Origin of the sequence: Paenibacillus sp. Soil724D2, assembly GCF_001427935.1 — a bacterium.
Classification (GTDB): domain Bacteria; phylum Bacillota; class Bacilli; order Paenibacillales; family NBRC-103111; genus Paenibacillus_E.
Window position 1 is genome coordinate 97903 of sequence record NZ_LMRY01000013.1, and the last position, 18467, is coordinate 116369.

Consider the following 18467-nt stretch of genomic DNA (forward strand, 5'->3'; position numbering starts at 1 on the left):
ATTCAAGTTGAGGCAGCATTACGATTGCTGCAACGATGTTTTACATCGTTAGGAGGGAGATTGGGCGAATAACTGTTCATAAAAGGTTGATGGAACGATGTTTTACATTGTTGCAAGGTAGCTCAACTATCATTTTAATGCTGTAACGATACTTTTCATCATTGCGTAACTGGTCGGCAAACTCTGCGTGTACTGCCTATCTCTCAACCAGTTTCGACTACTTTTTGGACAGCCAACATTTAATAAAGGGGCAGTCCTCAAGTAGATTTTATCCACTTTGGTGACAGCCCCTTCATTCCACTTTATGGCTTCCTTTACTCAATCAACTAGTCAAAAGAACGACGAGATGGCCAAGACCCCTGCAGCTTGCGAATGAACATGATCTGTCCCGTGTGATAAGCATCATGCATGATGAGGCTATTCACCCAACGGCCAACGGGCAGAGTTCGATTGGGGAAAATGTGCTCGAATTCTTCCTCTTCCCAATTCGAGATCCGATCACGAATCCCCTGATGAACGGATTTCAAGCGGTCCAAGGTTTCTTGCCAATCCTTAGTCGACATTGACCTCACGGCAAAAGTATCATCATTGGTTATTTCCTCAGGATAATCGGATTCTTCGCCTGTCATTCTTTTCAATAATCGTTCTTTATAAAAAATTAGATGATGGACATTTTCCCAGATTGTGTTGACATGTTCTCCCTCTGGCCGCCAATTAGCTTGCTCTGCAGTTAACTCTTTAAGCGCATCCGTTAGTGGCGGATACCAGTCTTCCTTCTCATAACAGCTATCCCATCCGTGAAGCAACAGCTCGACCTTATTCATTTCATATCCTCCTTAAATCGCACATTTGTAAGTACCAAAATAACGAGATACACTTTTAATGTATCATGGAATATTTTGGAGGTCAAGTAACTAGCGTAATTCAATTTAAGGTGTTACACCAACTTTAGCTGTGCGATAATTTAATGAAACTACGTCGGTAAATTCCTTACTCTTGTAAAATGGAATAAGTGCTTTCTGCTTTTGTTATTGTAGTTACAACAGCATCATTCATCGTTTTACTCCTCTAACTTTCACCATGTTGTTCGCCCCTATTTTTTTACATTTTAAAAAGCCTTAACCGACAAGCGGTCAAGGCTTCTTGTTATTTTTGCCTGGAATCAAAAGGCTCGTCCGTTATTTTGACCTTTCCCTCTGCTAGCTGGTGTATACCGTCACTCGTCCCCGCTGCATACACATCCGAAATTTGTTCTTGCGTAAGGGAGCTGCCTTCTAATTTTTTGTCGCGTGAATCCTTATTATTTTCCATCGCATTCACCTCCATTTTCCTGTTATATCCAATATAGTTTGTACTTTCAGACTGTTCTTATTCTCTACTATTTGCATATCTTATTTAAATATTTCTCCTAAGTGTGGAAAGTCAATAAACGGATTTCGGTTCCCCTGCAATTCATAAATGGCCAAGTTTCTGTGCTTTTCATAAAGAGATACCGGAAATTGCTGATGCCACTCGATTAATAGCTGCAGGTCAACGTAATTCCTATTTATTATGTTTGGATATCTGGTTATAAAATACATAGTAGCCCTAGCGACAATTCCCTTCCCGTATTCAGGCTCAAACTTTCCTTCTTCTAACTTTCCACAGCCTTCCGTTATTCCTAAAGCACGACTTTCCGGAACATAATCAAGAAAATCATAATAAGGATGGTTTCCACGGCGACTATTGCATGTGGGTTCGCAAGCAAATAAATGATGTAAATCTCCCCTCATCGGTTCCTGCTTATCAAACCATGATTGAGGTACAACATGTTCACAATTCAACATATTTTCAGCAGATAAGCTTGTTATGTTTCCACTTACGGTGTTTTTAAGCATTTGAATATCTTCCTCAATGGCAACGAGCGGATCCATCCCTCTCCCGGAATAAATGCTTTTAAGTTTCTTATTCTCATGAATATCAACCCATGGATACACATAACGATAAGGAGAGTAAAATAGCTTATTCTGGTGCGTTTTTTCTAATAAATGAGAAATACCGTCTCTTTCAAATGAACTATTTAGATAATAAATATGTTGGATTTCTTTATCCTTTTGCTCATCATAATAAACGCGGTTAACGCTATAAGCCAAATAGTCTGCAATTGCTTTCTCCCGTTCTGCGGTCAATAATTCAAGGCTATTCATCATAAGCTCAGTAATTTAGCAACAAATTTGGGATTAAATACTTCGGATAGCTCGTCCATTACATTTAAATAGACAAGCCCATTGCCTTCAAGTTTTGGAGAATTCCCTAGGGGTACAGTTCTTTTTATTAATTGAGCATACAGCTCACGCTCTGTGAGATTTCGCTCGAAACTTGCATTCACCAGTACCTTTATTAGCGCCATTGCTCCAGCGACATGTGGAGTTGCCATAGAAGTTCCGCTTAATGTTGCATAAGTTCCGTTTAAATAGGTTGATAAAATTTTTTCTCCAGGGCCCACTAGATCGACTTCATTATTCGAATTAGAAAAATTGGAAGAGTGTCTCTCCAAGTCAATTGCACCTACGCTTATGACTTCGTTATAAGATCCTGGGTAGTCAAACTCGTCTGTAGAATCAACACCATCGCCTTCATTACCTGCCGCACAAATCACAACAATGTTGGATGCTACGGCTTTTTGAATAGCTTCGTGTAACGCAGGAAGATTTTCTGGACCTCCAAGGGACATGGAGATAATATCCGCTTTTTGTTCAATCGCATAGTTAATGCCATTAATTATCCACTCGTATTGACCAGAACCATTTTTATCAAGAACCTTAATAATAAGCAGATTGGCTTCAGGTGCTACACCGACAACACCATTATTATTTTTTGTCGCAGCGATTGTTCCAGCAACATGTGTTCCATGACCGTTATAATCTTTGTATACATCCGTCTTGCCTCCATCATCATTCGTAAAATTAATTCCGCCGACAATACGTTCTTTTAAGTCAGGGTGGGTGATATCACAGCCGGTATCCAGTATGGCAACCGTTATCCCCTTGCCTTTGGTTTGATCCCAGATTTTGGGGGCCTGAATCATTTCCACACCTTTAGGAATTTCGTTGACCTGTTCAATCTTCTCAAGAACTTGAAACGGAATCACATGCACTTGTCGCTCCATTTTAATTTCCTCCTAATTAGGATTAAAATAATAAAGCTTGATTCATTCAAATTTGATGTTGATCGACGGGTTATCTCTATGCTATTATTTGGGGGAACATTTTTAACATATCGTTATATTTTGCTAAAAAAAACAAGAGTGCTACCAACACTCCTGTTTTTTAGATACATTGGCTTTGGGACCTCCTGGGGCTAATGGTTCATACACACCTACCTGATCGTTTAGCGGCGAAGGGGTAGGTTTTTTAGTGTATTCTAACAATAATTAACGCTATAAAAGTTAACAATGCCAAGAGGAAACTCCCAAATTGAAGAATCAACTTTATCATTTCATCTGGTTTCACCTTTACCCTCCTCCTTCCTGACGAAAGGGAGATCCGGGTGGCCTAGTATCTAACAAAAGTGTCTACAAAGAGTCATTTTGGACAGAAAAAGCCTACCCTCATGTAATAGCTGGCTGGCATAGTTTCCCTTAGCCCCTCTAGCTTTGCGTCACCGCCTTTAAACGGTTTTGCCATTATCGTGGGTAGACTTCTATATACTGTAAATCTATTATATGCCTAATTTTTATATAAGAATATAGGGAGTTAGACACATTATAGATTGTAAGTGCATTCAATGAATTTGTCGAACTTAATCAAGAAATACACCGGATCCCAGAAAATCGTCATCCGAGTAGTTCAAAAGCAATGTATGCTAAATCTCCGCCCTTAAGTTCTCATTAACCTGTTGTCTTGCGAACTCATAGAAAGCAAAGGCTTCCTCCCAGGTATGGAATCCTGCCTGTGCGATGATATCGCTACCTCCGCCTTTCCCATTGTAGTTACCTACATATTCTTTGAAGAAGGCTCCACAAGAAAGTGGAGAACTACTGTCGTTAGCAAGAATAACTTTGTTCTCCGCAATAGTAGCGAGCAGCACAGGTGTCTCACTTTCCGAAGCTAGCTTCACCGCCAGGCTTTGCAAATCTTTAAGCGTCTTGTCTTCAAAAACACTTGCTATCAGTTTGCCATCACTATTTGATAACAGCTCCTGCGCTACATAAGCGTTGTTTTTCTCTTTGAGTGCAGCCAATTCAGCCTGCAGGTGCTTCTGTTCATTTTCCCACTTCTCAATTCGGTCGATAATCTCGTCTTTACCGGTGTTGAATTTGGATGACAACGCACCCAATATCCGCTGACTTTCATTAAACTCCTTCAGGGCGCGATACCCGCATAAGAAGTATATCCGAGTGTTTCCCTTTTGTTTTTCTGCTTTCAGCAGCTTAATCATGCCAATTTCGCCCGTTGATGAGACATGTGTCCCACCGCAAGCATTGTATTCTACGCCTTTTATCTCAACAATTCGAATATGATCCGTTACTTTGGGCTGTTTAACTAGCTGCAATTGAGCTACTTCTTCTTGGGTAATAAAATAACTAACAATGCTGTTGTTCAAGTAAATTTGCCGGTTTACTTCGTTCTCGATTGAAGCAAGCTGGTTAAGCGTCAGTTCTGGCTGTTCCACATCGATGGTGGCATAATCATTACCCAAATGAAAGCTTACCGTCATGGCCTGATAGAGGTCTCGGCACACAGCAGAGAGCAGATGCTGGCCACTGTGCTGCTGCATATGGTCGAATCTTATAGTCCAATCGAGCTGGCAAGTCACCTTGCTCTCATCGGGCAAACGTTCCAACTTGTGCAGTACTTCATCTTCTTCAGTGATCACATCAAGCACAGGAATCCCGTTAATATGCCCAACATCGCAGGGCTGTCCGCCCCCGTGTGGGTAAAAAGCTGTCTCCTTCAGGATGACATAATACCCATCTTCTCTTTCAAGCATTTGGTGTATGTCCGTTTGCCATTCGGTTACATAAGCGGAATTGTAATATAGTTTTGTGGACATGGCGAATTCCTTTCTGCTTGCTAGCCATTACAAAGGCTTTTATCATTTAGCTAATTTAACTACAAGTGCTTAACCAACGTGCGCTGTTGAGCACTAGACGCCTGTAAGCTTCCGGTTTAAATGATGGAGCATGATGCCCGGGTTGTAAATAGATAACTTTTCCCAGACCGTAGGCTTGTTCCCAGGCTGCTGGATACCTGTTTCCATCAAATTCGTACTCTAGAAAAACGGTTTTCATGGTAAAAGGGTCAAAATCGAACATATACGGCTCTTCCTCCAGGCTGAAGTCCTCGACACCCTCGAGCAATGGATGATCTTCAACAGATCTGTAATAATCTAGAGATTGGTAAGACGGGTGGCTTGTAAACTTTGCACCGATCAACTGGATCAACTCGTAGCTGCGTTGAACCGAAATGCCATTATGGATCACAAGTAAGCCGCCACCACTCGCCACAAATTGAATCAGGCCTGCGGTTTGTTGCGGAGTTAGATCACGGTTCCAGCAATCCGTATAGGATATGCAAAGTGGAAATTGTTTCCGAGCCAATTCCGTGAAACAGTTATAGTCCTCCGTACTCGTAATCAGAAAATCTTCGCCAAGAATCCCGCTAAGCTCCTCCTGGGCGGGTTCCAATGGATGCCATGGGGCATCTGAGTAGTCACCAACCAAAAGTACATTCGTTTTATCACTCATGCGCTCTTCTCCCCACCTTTTGTTTCACCCTTCTCGCAATAATGACTTCGTAATCGCTAGACCTATCCCCCTCTATCCGTACCGGTTACACAAGCCGTTTTATTGTTCGGCATTTGAACGTCCTCCCCCGTATTGGTGATCGCGTTATACTAAACCTCTCCCCAATATACCTCGGTTTCATAGTCGAAAAACACATTTCCATCCTGCTCATGACGTTCAAATATATTCTGCAGTTCCGTCATCATCGGCGCAAAATTGGGGTGCTCTGGTACGGGAATGTAGGAAGATGACATCAACCGTCCCTTCAAACCTTCAAAATCGAAAACCTGAGTAATTGCGAATCGTTCAACCTGCATACTATCGTTCTTGAAGAAAGACGCCAGCGTTTCCTGCGAAATATTTTTATGAGTAACTTTTTCGTAATCGCTTCCGAAAGTACGGAGCAGTAAGTCGTACTCTTCTCTGAATGCATTGCCATGTTCCAAACGCGAGTTCCAGATCAATAGCACCTTCCCGCCCGGCTTTAGAATCCGATGGAATTCGGCTTGTGCAGCCGTGCGATCAAACCAGTGAAAAGCTTGGGCACAAACGATAAAATCGACGGACTTATCTGGCAGACCAGTCGCTTCAGCAGACCCCGATACGGTACGAAAATTTGCATCTGCGCTTAACATTTGCTCAGCGGCTTCCCGCATCGCTTGATTCGGTTCAACAGCGATGACTTGGCTCCCTCTTTGTAAGAGCAGCTTTGAAAAAATACCTGTCCCTGCGCCGATGTCCGCAACTAATGCCTTTGCGCGCAGACCAACGACGTCGTACAAATAATCAATAGCCTCTTTCGGATAACTCGGGCGGAATTTCACATAGGTATCAACGCGATTTGAAAAACGGTCTTTATGATTATTCATCTCATACCTCTCCCATCAGATAAAATACCCATCTACAAACAAAGCGGCCAACTGTTGTTAAGTAAAGAAACTACGATTTTCGTTTCACATGGTGAAACAATGTTTCATGATATACATCTTTATCATATTCAATTATTTGGCAAAAGTCCATAACAAATACATGGCTTTACAACAAAAAAACGACCGCTAAATTCGCGGCCTTTCAACCTTTTTATCAACTTCAACTATTCTCGAATTCGGCAGGATAACTAGCTCCGAAGGGAGCATCCGGTCTTGCAAATTGCCCCATTAAATAACGGCGTGTTGACGTTGTGCGGTCTAAGAACTCTTGATTATTCTCGAAACGATCTGAACATCGAACCCATGGCGGACTATAGATATAGTGCATGGTATATCGGTCGTAATCACCATCATGAGCGAAAGTCCGATGCCAAACAGCATTATGAAAAAATAATACCGATCCCGCCGGAGCACAGACGACATGACCAATTGGCACATCATCTTTGGCTGATCTAATCGCATCCGGAAGCTGCGCTTGGCTTCTATGGCTTCCTGGGATCATCTCCATATTCCCCGTTCTAGGAAAGGATTGGTCGGTCAATAAGAAAGAAGCTCGTAGCTGAATCAAAGGAATCGGATAGCCGAGTTTACTAAATTCGTAGGCTCCTGACCCATCCTGATGCCATCCCCCCACCCCGCCGAAAGCCGGCTGTTTGGTACACCATGCGGACTGTAAAATGAAGCGATCTCCGTAAAGCGCCCTAACTTTAGGCAATATTGCGGGATGATCAATCAATCGCTCCAAAGCGGCTTCCGTTTCATAGCCTTTTCCCACCTGTGCCCAACCTTTTGAATCGGCTGACTCGTGTAAGCGGATGGATGCTTCAAGGCATTCCTTCACCTCATCTTCTGAGAGTACGTTAGGAATAATCAGATAGCCCCATGATTCAAACATAAACCGATCGAGCTCTGTCAATTCTCCTGGATTAGAAATAGGATTCATAGTAAAGCTCCTCCTTTTTTGAACAAATGATTATTCCTTTGCAGAAAACGCTCCAGTGGAATCTCCTACTACTAAGGCTGACTTTACGATCACTTTAGCGGGCTCTGTCACACTCTCTTGGTTATTCAGCAGTTTAAGCAGAAGCTCCGCCGATTTAACGCCAATTTCCTGCTCATGCTGGTCTATATGAGTGAAGGTAGGGTTCCCGTCTATCTCTGATGAGGGATTATCATACGTTAAAATAGAGAGGTCGCGCGGTACATTTATTCCCAATTTTTTAGCAATGCTACTTATATTCAAGCCCAACTTCAAATTCAATGTAATGAATGCGGTTGCTGTGCGATATTTGAGATAATGATATAACGGGTGTTTTTCTGTGGGGATCAAATCCATCACTTGAAAATCCGTCACAATTAGAGCCGGGTTAATCATCGAGCCTTTTTGTTTCAGTGCTTCCATATAGCCGCGAATCCGCTCATCGACGGTTACTGTATGGATCGAAATATCAGAGCAAATAGCGATGTTTCGATGGCCTAGCTCCCACAGATGGTTGACCGCCAATTGAGCGCTCATCCAATTATCCGAACAAACACAATGGGTTTCAAATCCTGGCAAGTAGCGATCAATGAGCACAAAAGGAAATTTCCGCAGTTTCAGTACCAAGATTTCTTCGTTGTACGTTTCCGCATCAATCGGAAAAATAATAAGTCCGACGGCACCATTCTTCATCAGCTCCTGAATGGCTTCCTTTTCTCGCTCCTTGCTATTGTGAGTTAACACAATCGAGACATAATAATCAGTGTTCTGGAGCACGGAATTGATTCCCTTTAATAGTCGAATTGCAAAGAAATCCTCCAATAAGGGGAGAACAAAGCCGATCATTTTGCGAGATGAAGCACGCTCAATGTGCTCTTTCACATCGGTGACGTCAAGCTGATTGTTCTCCAGGCTCTCATCTGCTTTCGTGCGGTATTCTGGACTAACGAAGCTTCCTCTCCCCGGTATCCGGTAAATCCATCCGTCTTTCGCCAGCTGCGTAAGCGCATTGGAAACCGTCATCCGACTGACACTGAATTGCTCCATCAGCGCTTTTTCCGTTGGAAATTTGTCGTTATCCTCCATTGCTCCTAATTGGATCAACTGTTTAAAATGCTCTTGAATCTGCAAGTATAGCGGTTGTCGTTCATCCGTCCTGGCTGATACCCGCATTCTGCTCATATATCTCCCCCTCAGAAGGGCTCTGTGTAACACATCGCCATGCTTCTTCCATATCCCGAATTAAATCGTCCGGATCCTCAGAACCTATATAGAGTCGAACAAGCGATCCTGTTTGTTGATCATTGTTAGTTAAGGCATTTACATTGATTAAACTCTCGAAGCCACCCCAGCTGGCTCCAATCCGAAAATAGTGCAGATGGTCCGCCCAAGCCCTTAATTTGAAAACCGGCTCATCGGATTCGAACGAAAATAAACTGCTGTACCCTGACATTTGCGTACGAGCTAGATCATGCTGAGGGTGGTTTGTTAACCCAGGATGGTTAACCTTCCGAACAAAATGCTGCCTGCCTAAATATTCGGCGACCTTCCGCCCGCTCGTTTCATGCCGCTGCATCCGCATTGGCAGCGTACGCAGCCCCCGCGTAACCAATCCCGCTGTCTGTGGCGTCATAATGCCGCCGAACAACATATATTCCGTTGACATCAGCGGGTCCATGAATGGATGGGAGCCGACCACAACACCTCCCACGCAGTCGCTATGCCCAGAAATATATTTCGTAATCGAATGGACGACAAGACTAACCCCCATCGTGAGCGGGTTTTGATGACAAGGTGTCGCCCACGAATTGTCAAGAATTGTTACTGCTCCTATGCTTTGTGCCAGCGCCGCACAACTTCGTATATCTTGCAGCTGGAACATCATGCTAGTCGGGCTCTCCAAATACAACAGTTTGGTATTCGGCTGAACCGCACGTTTCCAGTTTTCCAATGAGCTGCCATCGACAAAGGTCGTTTCGACCCCAAACTTTTTCAAGTAGACGCCTAGAAATTCCCGTGTCGGTCCATACGCCTGATGGGTGCAAATGACGTGGTCACCTTGTTTGACAATAGACATAATCGCTGACGAAATTGCTGCCATTCCGGATGAAAAGCACTTGGCCCTCTCCCCTTGCTCCAGCTGGGCGAGCTTGTCCTCCAAGTACCTCACCGTCGGATTATTGCCTCTGGAATACACAAAGTTTTCTTGCTCATCGCGTCTTGCCAAATTGAATTGCTCGTACGTATCGAACGAAAATAAACTCGTCTGATAAATGGGAACACTGATGGCGCCGTGATGACGATCATCGTGCTCATCATGCGCCACTATAGAGTACATCTTCTCCTTTGCGCTCACTACCCTTTCACCGCCCCTTGGGTTAGACCTTCTACAATAAATCGCTGTGCTAGAGCAAACAAAAGTATCGTTGGAAGTACAGACAGCACAGTTCCGGCGGACATAGAGCCCCAATCCACATTAAATTTGAGGATAAAAGAATTCATCGCTACCGGCAGTGTCTTTAACGATTCGTTATCGATAAACATGACGGCCAGGAAAAGCTCGTTCCAGTTCTGGACGAAAGCAAATATGAACATGGACGAAATACCCGGCATCATGATCGGGATAATGACTCGCATGAGAGCAGACAGCTGGGAACAGCCATCGATCATCGCCGCTTCCTCTAGATTGGCAGGAATTCGCTGGAAAAAGCCTCGCAGCATAATCGTGGAGAATGGGATCAAGATGACCGTATACATGAGGATCAATGAGATTCGCTGATTAAGCAGATGCAAGTTTGACATCATCATGTAAAGCGGAGCCAGAGCAATGAATCCAGGAAGCATCTGCGTGATGAAGAACCCGAGCATGATTTGTTTGTGGCCGCGAAACCGGAATCGTGCGAGTACATAAGCGCTGCAAATAGCAATTATAATTACGATGAGAGCAGAGGAAATCGAGACGAGAAGGCTGTTAGCAATATATACGTTAAACTTAGACACTTTGAAGATGTTGATGTAATTTTGAAGCGTGAATTGCTCGGGCCAGTAATGAACGGGATAACTGAATATTTCCTTCTGCGGCTTTAACGAGGTGATGACGATCCAGTATAACGGAAATACCATAACAAGTAAGTATACGGAAAGAAAGGCAACTTTGATGAACCGATACCCATAATTTCGTTTCATTTAGAAGTCACCTACTTTCTCCGACTTAGTTACCATCAAATAAAACAAAGTGTACAAAAATAACATAACGATCATAATAACCCCGACTGCCGATGCAGCCCCATAATCTCCGTCATAAATTATTTTATTAAGCATCAAGGAGGATAAAATGTGGGTCGCCCCTCCCGGTCCGCCATTCGTCATGCCGTAAATGAGCGTAGGATCGTTGAAGATCCAAATGACCCGCAGCAGCGTTGTGGCGATGATGGTCGGCATGATGTACGGAATCGTCACATAAAGCAGCTTTCGATAACCGTTCGCTCCATCAATGCTCGCTGCTTCATACAGCTCCGAAGGTATAGATTGCAGAGCAGCCAGCAGCATGATGGTAAAAAAGGCTATCCCGTACCATACGTTGGCGACGATAACGGAGGACATCGCCCATTTGGGATCCGACAAGAATCCGATCCGATCTTCAATCATACCAAAACGCAATAAGAGATCGTTGATGACGCCAATTTGTGAGTTAAACAGCCATTTCCAAATAAGGCCGATCAGAAATCCCGATAATGCCCATGGATAAAAAATAAAGGCTTGGTACACGCCTCGTCCCCAGAATTTCTTGTTCAGGAACAATGCCAGGATGAACCCTAATAGAAATTGCAGAATTAGGGAGAAAAACACCCAGTAGGCGCTGTTTTTTAGTGCTGCAAGAAATTGATGGTCTCGAAACGCATCGACGAAGTTTTGCATGCCGACAAAATGAACCTGCTTCAGATTGAACAGCTTGTAATTTTGAAAAGCCATCACCACTCCCTTGAAGAAGGGATAGTATGTAAAAATCAATACAAGCAGCAGTGCGGGCAGCAAGCTGGAGAGAATGAATTTTTGCCGAGAACTCATATGAACACCCCCCGGTAAGAAAAAGCGGCAAGCGATGACCGCCCGCCGCTTTCAACTACTTCTTTTATTTTTTCATTCCCGCTTTCTGATCTAACCAAAATTTATCCCATTCCTTCAGCGTATCGTCAGTCGATTTCTTGTCGAGCAAATACGATTGCTGCCCTTTCATGCTCAGTTCTCCCCAGCTCCCGTTGCCTGGATATTTGAAAGGCGGTGTAAAGTTGACGAAAACATCTGCTTTTGCAGTCATATCTAGCAGTGTCTTGTAAGGGCCTGTTTGGAAGAACGCATCAGCTGTCGCAGATGTATGAATCGGTATCGTGCCAATTTGCTTAGAAAATTCCGTATTTTCTTTCGGGCTCGAGAGATAAGAAATCAATTTCCACGCTTCGTTCTTACTTTTGGAATTCGCAGTTACGCCCCATCCTGCAGCTCCTGTACTGACCAGCGATTTGCCGTTAGGGCCGAGTGGCATCGCTGCCGTTTCTAATGTTTTGGGGTCCATTTTATCCTGAAGCACCTTGATAACGTCTGGATCCTGGAGTAAAATGCCGGTTACACCAGATGTAAAAGCTTGAACTTGATCCTGGAATCCCCAGTTGATCGAGTCCGGCGGCGACGCCTCTTTATAAAGCTTCTTGTACAGCTCCAAAGCCTGCTTAGCTTCGGGTGTACTGTACACCGACTTGCCGTCTTTCGTAAATGGCGCATCGTCGAGATTCATCACTTTGTCGTTATAATCGTAAATCAAATGGTCGAAGTTGCCGTTAGCTCCAGGACCACCGCGGAATGAGAAACCGTACCGATTTTGCTTTGGATCGGTCAGTTTCTTGGCAGAATCGACCAGTTCTTCCCACGTCTTCGGTGCAGTAAGACCCTTGGCGTCGAACCAATCTTTCCGATAGAACATTTGTCTTTGATATAGAGCGTTCGCGATAAAGTAAAGTTTGCCGTTATTCGAGCCTACAACTTTGGACGTACCAGAGAGCGTTTTACTATCTGCCCAACTCGATGCGTAGGTATCCAATGGTTCCAAATAACCATTATTCACGTACTCGGCAATGTTCAAATCCCGTACCTCGAGAATGTCGAGTTCTTGCTTGGCTGCAAGCATTGTTCTGATTTTATTGTCCGCTTGATCAAATGGCGGTGATATGAGCTCCACTTTGATGTTCGGATTGTCCTTTTGAAACCGAGCTATGGCATCTTGAAGCAGTTTGGTGCGTTCTGGACTTGTTAAACTTTCAATCATATGAAGCGTTACTTGCTTGGCCGGAGGCTCAGTGCTCTTCACGCTCTCACTGGGCGCTGCCGTATTTCCGCTTGGAGTTGCCGTATTCTCGGAGCTTCCACTCCCACTACACCCTGCTAAGGTACCCAATAACATAACGCCGGCAAACAAAGTTGTCCATCCTTTGACCACAGCTGCCCCCATATCTGACGACCTCCTCAAATTAGTCATATTCAACTATATTGTCTTAATTAAATAGATATGTCTTATTGCTGCTGCTTTGTTTAATAAATAGGCTGTGTTAAAGGTAAATGTTGATAATTGAAACCTCACCGTTTCCCTTATATAATTAATATAGGAACAAGCATTCGGGGAAGGTTGTAAGGGAGACTCTCTTTACAGAGGAATTTAAATTTAAATCTCGAATATCTAATGTAATCGGATAGCTAAAAATTTGATGACAGACAGGAGTTAGATACGATGATAAAAGGTTTCGGAGGAATATTTTGGAGAACCAAGAATCTTGAAGTTATAAAAAAATGGTACAGTGAAGTTTTGAAGATTGAAATAGAAAATTGGAATGGGACTGTGATAAAACCCCAATTAGGAAATGAGACTATTTTTTCTTTCTTTACCGAGAATGACAGTTATTTTCCAACAGAACAACAAGTGATGTTAAATTTCGAAGTACATAATCTAAACGAGACTATTAAGCATCTTGAACATATTGGTGTACCTCTTGCAAAGAAAAAAGAGACTAGTGAATATGGAAAGTTTATTTGGATTGAAGATCCTGAAGGTCGACTGGTCGAGCTTTGGGAGAAATAACGAGTTGTCATTCATTTGCTATTGAGCTAACGCCAATAAATAAAAAAACGCTAATGACAGTTACTTGTCGTCAGCGTTTTTTTAATTTCTTATACCCCTTCATTAACAACATGGTTTTGGTTATGTTCAACAATAAGAGCAGCCCGCATGAGCTCTCTCATGACATCGGATTGCAGTTGTGGATTTAAATAGAGGGTTTTGATATACAGCTGGCCTTTTTCACTCGACGTGTATTTGGGAGGTATGCGATTTAAAACTAGAGCAAGAATATCCTCTTTGCAATGCTGACATCCGCATTTGATCTCATAGCTCTTTTGAAACTCTTCATATAAATTGCTAACGATTGCTTCTACTGCATTAACTAACCCCATACGTGTTCAGACCCCTCTGTACCGGCATTTTTCGCTCAAAAACGATTGATGCTATCCGTAAATCATCAACCTTTAACTAAAGTCTCATGTACCTATTCAATCATGAATATGTTTAGTAAGTGTTAGGTTGTCATAAATGGAACCCTTATTAAAATTCATCTTTTTTCAAAATAAAAAAACGAGGAAGCTTTTAAGAAGCACCCTCGTTTTTATGATGTTATACGGTTTCCGTGCTGTTTATGAATGCTTTCAAACGCTCTAACTGAAGAAGATGATGGTGATAATGCATCTCAATTAGTGAAAACCATTCTTTCGCGTTAAGCGCGCCTAATCTTGGATGCAACGCGGTACATCTCGGAGATATGTCCTCAAGCATAGGCTCGATTTCTTTCATTCTTTGGAGCACTGTATGCATGCCATCGATGATCTGCTGCTTACTATCTGGCTGCTCAGGTGTATATTGAGGAGAAGCTGGAACCCTAATGCGTTCAGGTGGAAAACCGCCTAGCGCAAAGATGGCTGCTCCCGCTTCCGTTTTTTCTCCTACAGTATCAATTTCATCTGCACTCTGACTTCGGCATTTCTCAATATTGCCAATCTGCATATAGATTGCTGTTTTGATGAGATGGAGATACAACTGTCCAAGCGACCATTCATTCTCATTTGACTGAAGCTTCAGTTGCTCTATGCTTAGCGGATGTAATTCCTCTAGGTATTGGTGAGTAAGTTCCTCAATTCGTTTCAAAGTTTCGGCTGTTTTCATCATATTATTAGCTCCTCTCGTATCTTGTACCTTTAGTATACCAAACACTACTGACAACTGTATGTCAGTAGTGTTTATGTGTTTTAAGATTTTCGTATGAGATAAATTCCTTGCGGAATGGCGACCCAGAAGCCCGATATAGGCATTATTATTGCCCCGACAACAGACAAAATGAGTATATGCCAGCCTACAAAGCGGGGGATTGCAATGCCTTTCTCTTTGGTCATCCAACGCAACATTCGTCCAATAAACCACAATAAAACACCAAATAATAAAAACCAGATAGCTGCCGACCTGTCGAAGGATTGACCAACGGAATTCCATACCCCCGCTTTCACCATCTCATTGAGCGGTTTCCAAAATATAATCAAACCGACTACATTATGAAGATAAGATGTCCACTCCATCATCCATCCGCTGTGTTTCTGAATGGCCATGCTGCACCTCCTTAGCGTTCCGTTGTTATAAAACTATCGAACATAGACATAGCTCTAATCCTCAACTGGAATCTGTTTCAAATGATTAGATTCGCTCACTTGTTTCATGGAATCATCTTCTTCTAACCGGATAATAGCCGCATCAAGCAGAGATTTGACTCCTAATAGGGCTTCTTTTTCCGCTTGACGAAAATGTGCTCTTGCTTCCTTTGGAACGAGTCTTGCCATAGCGATGTTTTTAATTTCCTCGAAGAGGTTCGCAATGTTTTCTAGATCCTGCATGTTTGTGCGGATGCTCATGAATCTTCTCCTCCCTTTCTATTTACAATTCTTCGTTCGGACCGAAATGTATGGTAAGTATGCTGTCTGCAAGACGTGCAGCCTCCACCTGTCGACCCAGCAAGACCCTCGGCAGTGCAACAATCCGTCTATAGCTGCCCACCTGCAGTGTCAATTCATCGCCTTTTTGGTTTAATTGGAGTTGTTTCTTTTCGGTAAAAGGCAGCGAGATGCGGAGCTCATATCCTGTGTCTGTTTTCTTCACTTCCTCTATGATTCCTCTGTGTAGAATCGCTCCGCATTCCCGTTCGTGGAAAGCCGCTGCTGCAACGCGCTCAAGCATCTCCTTACCAACAACCTCAAGAGGCATTAGAGGTACTTTCAAGATTGGCAGAGGACTAAAGCATTGGACAATTTCTTCTTCGTACTTGTTCTGAATTTGTTTCCACTGCGCGAAATACCCTTCGGATGCTTCTTCGGAAAGCACTTTATTAACGATGACCGCGTCGGTATGAAATCCGTATAAGTTGAGGTTAGTAAAGGCTCTCCGCGCTTCGGAAATAACCATTTTTTCCGGATTAACGACAAGGCGAATACTAGTAATTTCGGGATCGGCGATCACCTGCTGCAGCTTTTCCAATTGATCGACAACTTGGCTGAAGCTGTCCATAACATCGTCGCTGGGCAATTCCAAGCCCTTGGTCACTTTCATAATCGGGCGAGCTAGCTTGAGAATTTTACGCTCGTAAGGGAATATATTTCGCACCCACCATCTAAGGAGCTGGGGATAGCTAAGTAAACGAAGTGTTTCTCCGGTAGGTGCGCAATCTACAATGATTGCATCATACAATCCACTTTCGGCATGCTCCTTAATTCGTAAGAGACTAAATAGTTCTTCAAAGCCTGGAAACACCATAAGCTCTTCAGATCCGATATCATCCAGGTTGGCCCACTGCATAAAGTTCGAGAACCAATTGCGAACACTTCCCCAATACCGCTGCGTTTCCTTCAAGCTATCGATTTCTTGCGCCCACAAACGCTCATGAATTAAAATGGGTTCGTGCTGCAGCGGAATACCGAGCGAATCCGATAAGCTGTGGGCAGCATCTGTACTTATCACGATTGTTCGTTTTCCTTCGGCAGCCATTTGGTAAGCCGTTGCTGCGGCGATACTGGTTTTTCCCACTCCGCCTTTACCTGTGTAAATAATAATGCGCAAGCTTAGCACCTCCAATAGTACGATTTCGTAGTAATTACACAAAAAAAATTTAATCGATTTCAATCGTCCTCGTCTGCGTCGATTTCGAAGGTCCGGCAGGATCTGCGTTCTGCTGCAAAGCTTTAGCCACTTTTAACGAGAGATGAATGAATTGCTGAAGCTCCTCAGCCGTCAAGGCATTTTCAATACGCCCAAACATGACATTCATCGTACGCAGCGCCTCTTCGGCAATCAGTTCCCCGTCCTCCGTCAATCGATTAACAATGATTCGCTGATCTTGCTGCGATTTCTCTCTATAGATATAGCCTTTTCGAACAAGCCGCTTGGCAATACTGGTCGCCGTACTAAGAGGCGCACCCAAGTGATCTGCCATTTGGGACATTGTCAGCTGCCCATGAAATTTCAGCAACAACAATGTTGAAAAATCAGAACTCGTGAGCTGCAGTTCCAGGTAGGTCGTATCAGGAAACATACTAAGTGGACGAAGTCCATTTTTGAAAATAAGCTCAAACAGCTGCTGCATGAACATTCCTTTCTTCTAACCATAAACTACGATATCGTAATTAATTCCTACTGTTAAATTACTACGTAATTGTAGTAATGTCAACTGTTCTTGTTGAAATTGTTTTTGATCAATTGGAACTTTCATTGCGACATACATTGAACAGATACATTGAACAGATCAAAAAAAGCAAGTCGCCATGGCGTCCTGCTCGTTGGTGTCTTTTGAATATAATTTTTATAACAATGGGGAAAATAAGCGTGCTGTTTGCTCGATTAAACGCTCTGGATAGGAGCGTTGTATCAATTCTTCCATTTGCAATGGTACGGAATCAAGTAGATCACGCTCGAATTGCTCTGTGAGTTCGCGTCCCACATCAGCACTGTATAAGAGTTCAATGACCTCGAAATTTAAACGAAAACTTCGCATATCGTAATTCGCAGAACCTACGCCTGCCATTTCTTCATCAATGATCATTACCTTTGCATGAAGTATGTCTTTCTCATACATATAAATTTGAACTCCAGTTTCAATCAATTCTCCATAATAGGTACGGCTCGCAGGTCCCACGATTTTGGGAGTAACATGACGTGGAACCAGCAATCTTACACGTACACCGCGTGCAACGGCTGCCTTCAACGCCATTATGATATCTGATTCGGGCACAAAGTAAGGTGTGGTAATATCTATGGACTTAGTCGCTTGTGTCAGACAAATGAAGTAAGCCTGCCGGATGACTTCAGTAGGAATTCCAGGATTACTCTCTAACGTTTGCATGTATGCATAGTGCAGCGACTCTGTGCCAGAAACGGGATCAACGCCCGCATCCAATTCCGCACCCCATTCTTCCGACCATCCGGAAAGTGAAACTTTGACACTTGGAATGATTGGCTTTGACCTATTTCTTATACCCTGTTTAGCCTTTTGCGGAATCTTTTCCTTCGAAGCAATATTCCAATGGACATCGAATATAGTCCGCAGATCATTTGCAACTTCGAGTCAATTTCATAATTCCAAACCCTTGTTACATCTAGCTTTTTAAGGCATAAAAAAAGGAGTACCTCCCCAAATCTCGAAGGTAATAGGCGACGAAA

The 18467-nt window shown here is 43.2% G+C and carries 21 protein-coding genes, 1 pseudogene and 1 riboswitch; of the genes and pseudogenes, 1 reads left to right on the forward strand and 21 read right to left on the reverse strand.

Translation table 11 applies throughout. The features are described 5' to 3' along the window. Positions 1-326 precede the first annotated feature (326 nt). The 14 genes from ASG85_RS15260 to ASG85_RS15315 form a co-directional block, all read right to left on the reverse strand. On the reverse strand, positions 327-824 hold the full coding sequence (locus ASG85_RS15260) for a DinB family protein (RefSeq protein WP_057301391.1): 498 nt from the start codon (positions 822-824) through the stop codon (positions 327-329). Between the two features lie 322 nt (positions 825-1146). Then, positions 1147-1311 (reverse strand): DUF4025 domain-containing protein, encoded by a 165-nt coding sequence (locus ASG85_RS37890; protein ID WP_162257264.1) that lies wholly within the window; start codon positions 1309-1311, stop codon positions 1147-1149. Between the two features lie 80 nt (positions 1312-1391). After that, positions 1392-2189, reverse strand: a complete 798-nt coding sequence (locus ASG85_RS15265) for an endonuclease I family protein (protein WP_060646723.1) — start codon at positions 2187-2189, stop codon at positions 1392-1394. Further along, a complete protein-coding gene (locus tag ASG85_RS15270; RefSeq protein WP_057301393.1) occupies positions 2186-3148 on the reverse strand; it encodes a S8 family peptidase in 963 nt (320 codons plus the stop codon). The genes ASG85_RS15265 and ASG85_RS15270 overlap by 4 nt, the downstream gene beginning before the upstream one ends. 244 nt (positions 3149-3392) lie before the next feature. Then, the gene (locus tag ASG85_RS39885; RefSeq protein WP_367618672.1) at positions 3393-3476 is read right to left on the reverse strand and encodes a putative holin-like toxin; all 84 of its coding nucleotides are present in this window, start codon (positions 3474-3476) and stop codon (positions 3393-3395) included. Between the two features lie 116 nt (positions 3477-3592). Then, a riboswitch (cyclic di-GMP riboswitch) is annotated at positions 3593-3673 on the reverse strand. A gap of 170 nt (positions 3674-3843) precedes the next feature. Then, complete coding sequence (locus ASG85_RS15275; RefSeq protein WP_057301394.1) at positions 3844-5034, reverse strand: alanyl-tRNA editing protein; 1191 nt, start codon at positions 5032-5034, stop codon at positions 3844-3846. Positions 5035-5089: 55 nt separating this feature from the next. Then, positions 5090-5728 carry a ThuA domain-containing protein gene (locus ASG85_RS15280; protein WP_057301395.1) on the reverse strand — a complete coding sequence of 213 codons (639 nt, stop codon included), beginning with the start codon at positions 5726-5728 and terminating at the stop codon, positions 5090-5092. A 149-nt stretch (positions 5729-5877) separates the two neighbouring features. Next, positions 5878-6636, reverse strand: a complete 759-nt coding sequence (locus ASG85_RS15285) for a class I SAM-dependent methyltransferase (RefSeq protein WP_057301396.1) — start codon at positions 6634-6636, stop codon at positions 5878-5880. Between the two features lie 220 nt (positions 6637-6856). Beyond that, complete coding sequence (locus tag ASG85_RS15290) at positions 6857-7639, reverse strand: phytanoyl-CoA dioxygenase family protein (RefSeq protein WP_060646724.1); 783 nt, start codon at positions 7637-7639, stop codon at positions 6857-6859. Between the two features lie 30 nt (positions 7640-7669). After that, entirely contained in the window at positions 7670-8857 is a 1188-nt protein-coding gene (locus tag ASG85_RS15295) for a GntR family transcriptional regulator (protein ID WP_235550137.1), read from the reverse strand. Next, entirely contained in the window at positions 8823-10013 is a 1191-nt protein-coding gene (locus ASG85_RS15300; RefSeq protein WP_060646740.1) for a trans-sulfuration enzyme family protein, read from the reverse strand. Before ASG85_RS15300 ends, ASG85_RS15295 begins: the two co-directional genes overlap by 35 nt. A gap of 17 nt (positions 10014-10030) precedes the next feature. Beyond that, the gene (locus ASG85_RS15305) at positions 10031-10861 is read right to left on the reverse strand and encodes a carbohydrate ABC transporter permease (RefSeq protein WP_060646725.1); all 831 of its coding nucleotides are present in this window, start codon (positions 10859-10861) and stop codon (positions 10031-10033) included. Then, the gene (locus ASG85_RS15310) at positions 10862-11743 is read right to left on the reverse strand and encodes a carbohydrate ABC transporter permease (protein WP_060646726.1); all 882 of its coding nucleotides are present in this window, start codon (positions 11741-11743) and stop codon (positions 10862-10864) included. A 64-nt stretch (positions 11744-11807) separates the two neighbouring features. Then, entirely contained in the window at positions 11808-13178 is a 1371-nt protein-coding gene (locus tag ASG85_RS15315) for an ABC transporter substrate-binding protein (RefSeq protein ID WP_060646727.1), read from the reverse strand. A 276-nt stretch (positions 13179-13454) separates the two neighbouring features. On the opposite strand from ASG85_RS15315, the gene ASG85_RS15320 reads away from it, so the two are divergent. Further along, positions 13455-13802, forward strand: a complete 348-nt coding sequence (locus ASG85_RS15320) for a VOC family protein (RefSeq protein ID WP_060646728.1) — start codon at positions 13455-13457, stop codon at positions 13800-13802. An 89-nt stretch (positions 13803-13891) separates the two neighbouring features. Here ASG85_RS15320 and ASG85_RS15325 read toward each other — a convergent pair whose 3' ends face one another. The 7 genes and pseudogenes from ASG85_RS15325 to ASG85_RS15355 form a co-directional block, all read right to left on the reverse strand. Next, positions 13892-14173, reverse strand: a complete 282-nt coding sequence (locus ASG85_RS15325) for a late competence development ComFB family protein (protein WP_060646729.1) — start codon at positions 14171-14173, stop codon at positions 13892-13894. Positions 14174-14390: 217 nt separating this feature from the next. After that, complete coding sequence (locus ASG85_RS15330; RefSeq protein WP_060646741.1) at positions 14391-14936, reverse strand: DinB family protein; 546 nt, start codon at positions 14934-14936, stop codon at positions 14391-14393. Between the two features lie 83 nt (positions 14937-15019). Beyond that, positions 15020-15373, reverse strand: a complete 354-nt coding sequence (locus tag ASG85_RS15335) for a DUF6463 family protein (protein ID WP_060646730.1) — start codon at positions 15371-15373, stop codon at positions 15020-15022. A gap of 54 nt (positions 15374-15427) precedes the next feature. After that, on the reverse strand, positions 15428-15673 hold the full coding sequence (locus ASG85_RS15340; protein WP_060646731.1) for a hypothetical protein: 246 nt from the start codon (positions 15671-15673) through the stop codon (positions 15428-15430). 22 nt (positions 15674-15695) lie between these two features. Continuing rightward, positions 15696-16871, reverse strand: a complete 1176-nt coding sequence (locus ASG85_RS15345) for an ArsA family ATPase (protein WP_057301406.1) — start codon at positions 16869-16871, stop codon at positions 15696-15698. Between the two features lie 49 nt (positions 16872-16920). Continuing rightward, positions 16921-17394, reverse strand: a complete 474-nt coding sequence (locus ASG85_RS15350) for a MarR family winged helix-turn-helix transcriptional regulator (RefSeq protein WP_060646742.1) — start codon at positions 17392-17394, stop codon at positions 16921-16923. Between the two features lie 216 nt (positions 17395-17610). Next, positions 17611-18234 (reverse strand): annotated as a pseudogene (locus ASG85_RS15355) (phospholipase D-like domain-containing protein); the annotation flags it as partial. Positions 18235-18467: the final 233 nt, after the last annotated feature.

What these genes read in the sequence shown, in the direction of transcription:
- ASG85_RS15260 (WP_057301391.1), bottom strand. Translation starts at nt 824, where the DNA reads ATGAATAAGGTCGAGCTGTTGCTTCACGGATGGGATAGCTGTTATGAG.
- ASG85_RS37890 (WP_162257264.1), bottom strand. Translation starts at nt 1,311, where the DNA reads ATGGAAAATAATAAGGATTCACGCGACAAAAAATTAGAAGGCAGCTCC.
- ASG85_RS15265 (WP_060646723.1), bottom strand. Translation starts at nt 2,189, where the DNA reads ATGATGAATAGCCTTGAATTATTGACCGCAGAACGGGAGAAAGCAATT.
- ASG85_RS15270 (WP_057301393.1), bottom strand. Translation starts at nt 3,148, where the DNA reads ATGGAGCGACAAGTGCATGTGATTCCGTTTCAAGTTCTTGAGAAGATT.
- ASG85_RS39885 (WP_367618672.1), bottom strand. Translation starts at nt 3,476, where the DNA reads ATGATAAAGTTGATTCTTCAATTTGGGAGTTTCCTCTTGGCATTGTTA.
- ASG85_RS15275 (WP_057301394.1), bottom strand. Translation starts at nt 5,034, where the DNA reads ATGTCCACAAAACTATATTACAATTCCGCTTATGTAACCGAATGGCAA.
- ASG85_RS15280 (WP_057301395.1), bottom strand. Translation starts at nt 5,728, where the DNA reads ATGAGTGATAAAACGAATGTACTTTTGGTTGGTGACTACTCAGATGCC.
- ASG85_RS15285 (WP_057301396.1), bottom strand. Translation starts at nt 6,636, where the DNA reads ATGAATAATCATAAAGACCGTTTTTCAAATCGCGTTGATACCTATGTG.
- ASG85_RS15290 (WP_060646724.1), bottom strand. Translation starts at nt 7,639, where the DNA reads ATGAATCCTATTTCTAATCCAGGAGAATTGACAGAGCTCGATCGGTTT.
- ASG85_RS15295 (WP_235550137.1), bottom strand. Translation starts at nt 8,857, where the DNA reads ATGAGCAGAATGCGGGTATCAGCCAGGACGGATGAACGACAACCGCTA.
- ASG85_RS15300 (WP_060646740.1), bottom strand. Translation starts at nt 10,013, where the DNA reads ATGTACTCTATAGTGGCGCATGATGAGCACGATGATCGTCATCACGGC.
- ASG85_RS15305 (WP_060646725.1), bottom strand. Translation starts at nt 10,861, where the DNA reads ATGAAACGAAATTATGGGTATCGGTTCATCAAAGTTGCCTTTCTTTCC.
- ASG85_RS15310 (WP_060646726.1), bottom strand. Translation starts at nt 11,743, where the DNA reads ATGAGTTCTCGGCAAAAATTCATTCTCTCCAGCTTGCTGCCCGCACTG.
- ASG85_RS15315 (WP_060646727.1), bottom strand. Translation starts at nt 13,178, where the DNA reads ATGGGGGCAGCTGTGGTCAAAGGATGGACAACTTTGTTTGCCGGCGTT.
- ASG85_RS15320 (WP_060646728.1), top strand. Translation starts at nt 13,455, where the DNA reads ATGATAAAAGGTTTCGGAGGAATATTTTGGAGAACCAAGAATCTTGAA.
- ASG85_RS15325 (WP_060646729.1), bottom strand. Translation starts at nt 14,173, where the DNA reads ATGGGGTTAGTTAATGCAGTAGAAGCAATCGTTAGCAATTTATATGAA.
- ASG85_RS15330 (WP_060646741.1), bottom strand. Translation starts at nt 14,936, where the DNA reads ATGAAAACAGCCGAAACTTTGAAACGAATTGAGGAACTTACTCACCAA.
- ASG85_RS15335 (WP_060646730.1), bottom strand. Translation starts at nt 15,373, where the DNA reads ATGGCCATTCAGAAACACAGCGGATGGATGATGGAGTGGACATCTTAT.
- ASG85_RS15340 (WP_060646731.1), bottom strand. Translation starts at nt 15,673, where the DNA reads ATGAGCATCCGCACAAACATGCAGGATCTAGAAAACATTGCGAACCTC.
- ASG85_RS15350 (WP_060646742.1), bottom strand. Translation starts at nt 17,394, where the DNA reads ATGCAGCAGCTGTTTGAGCTTATTTTCAAAAATGGACTTCGTCCACTT.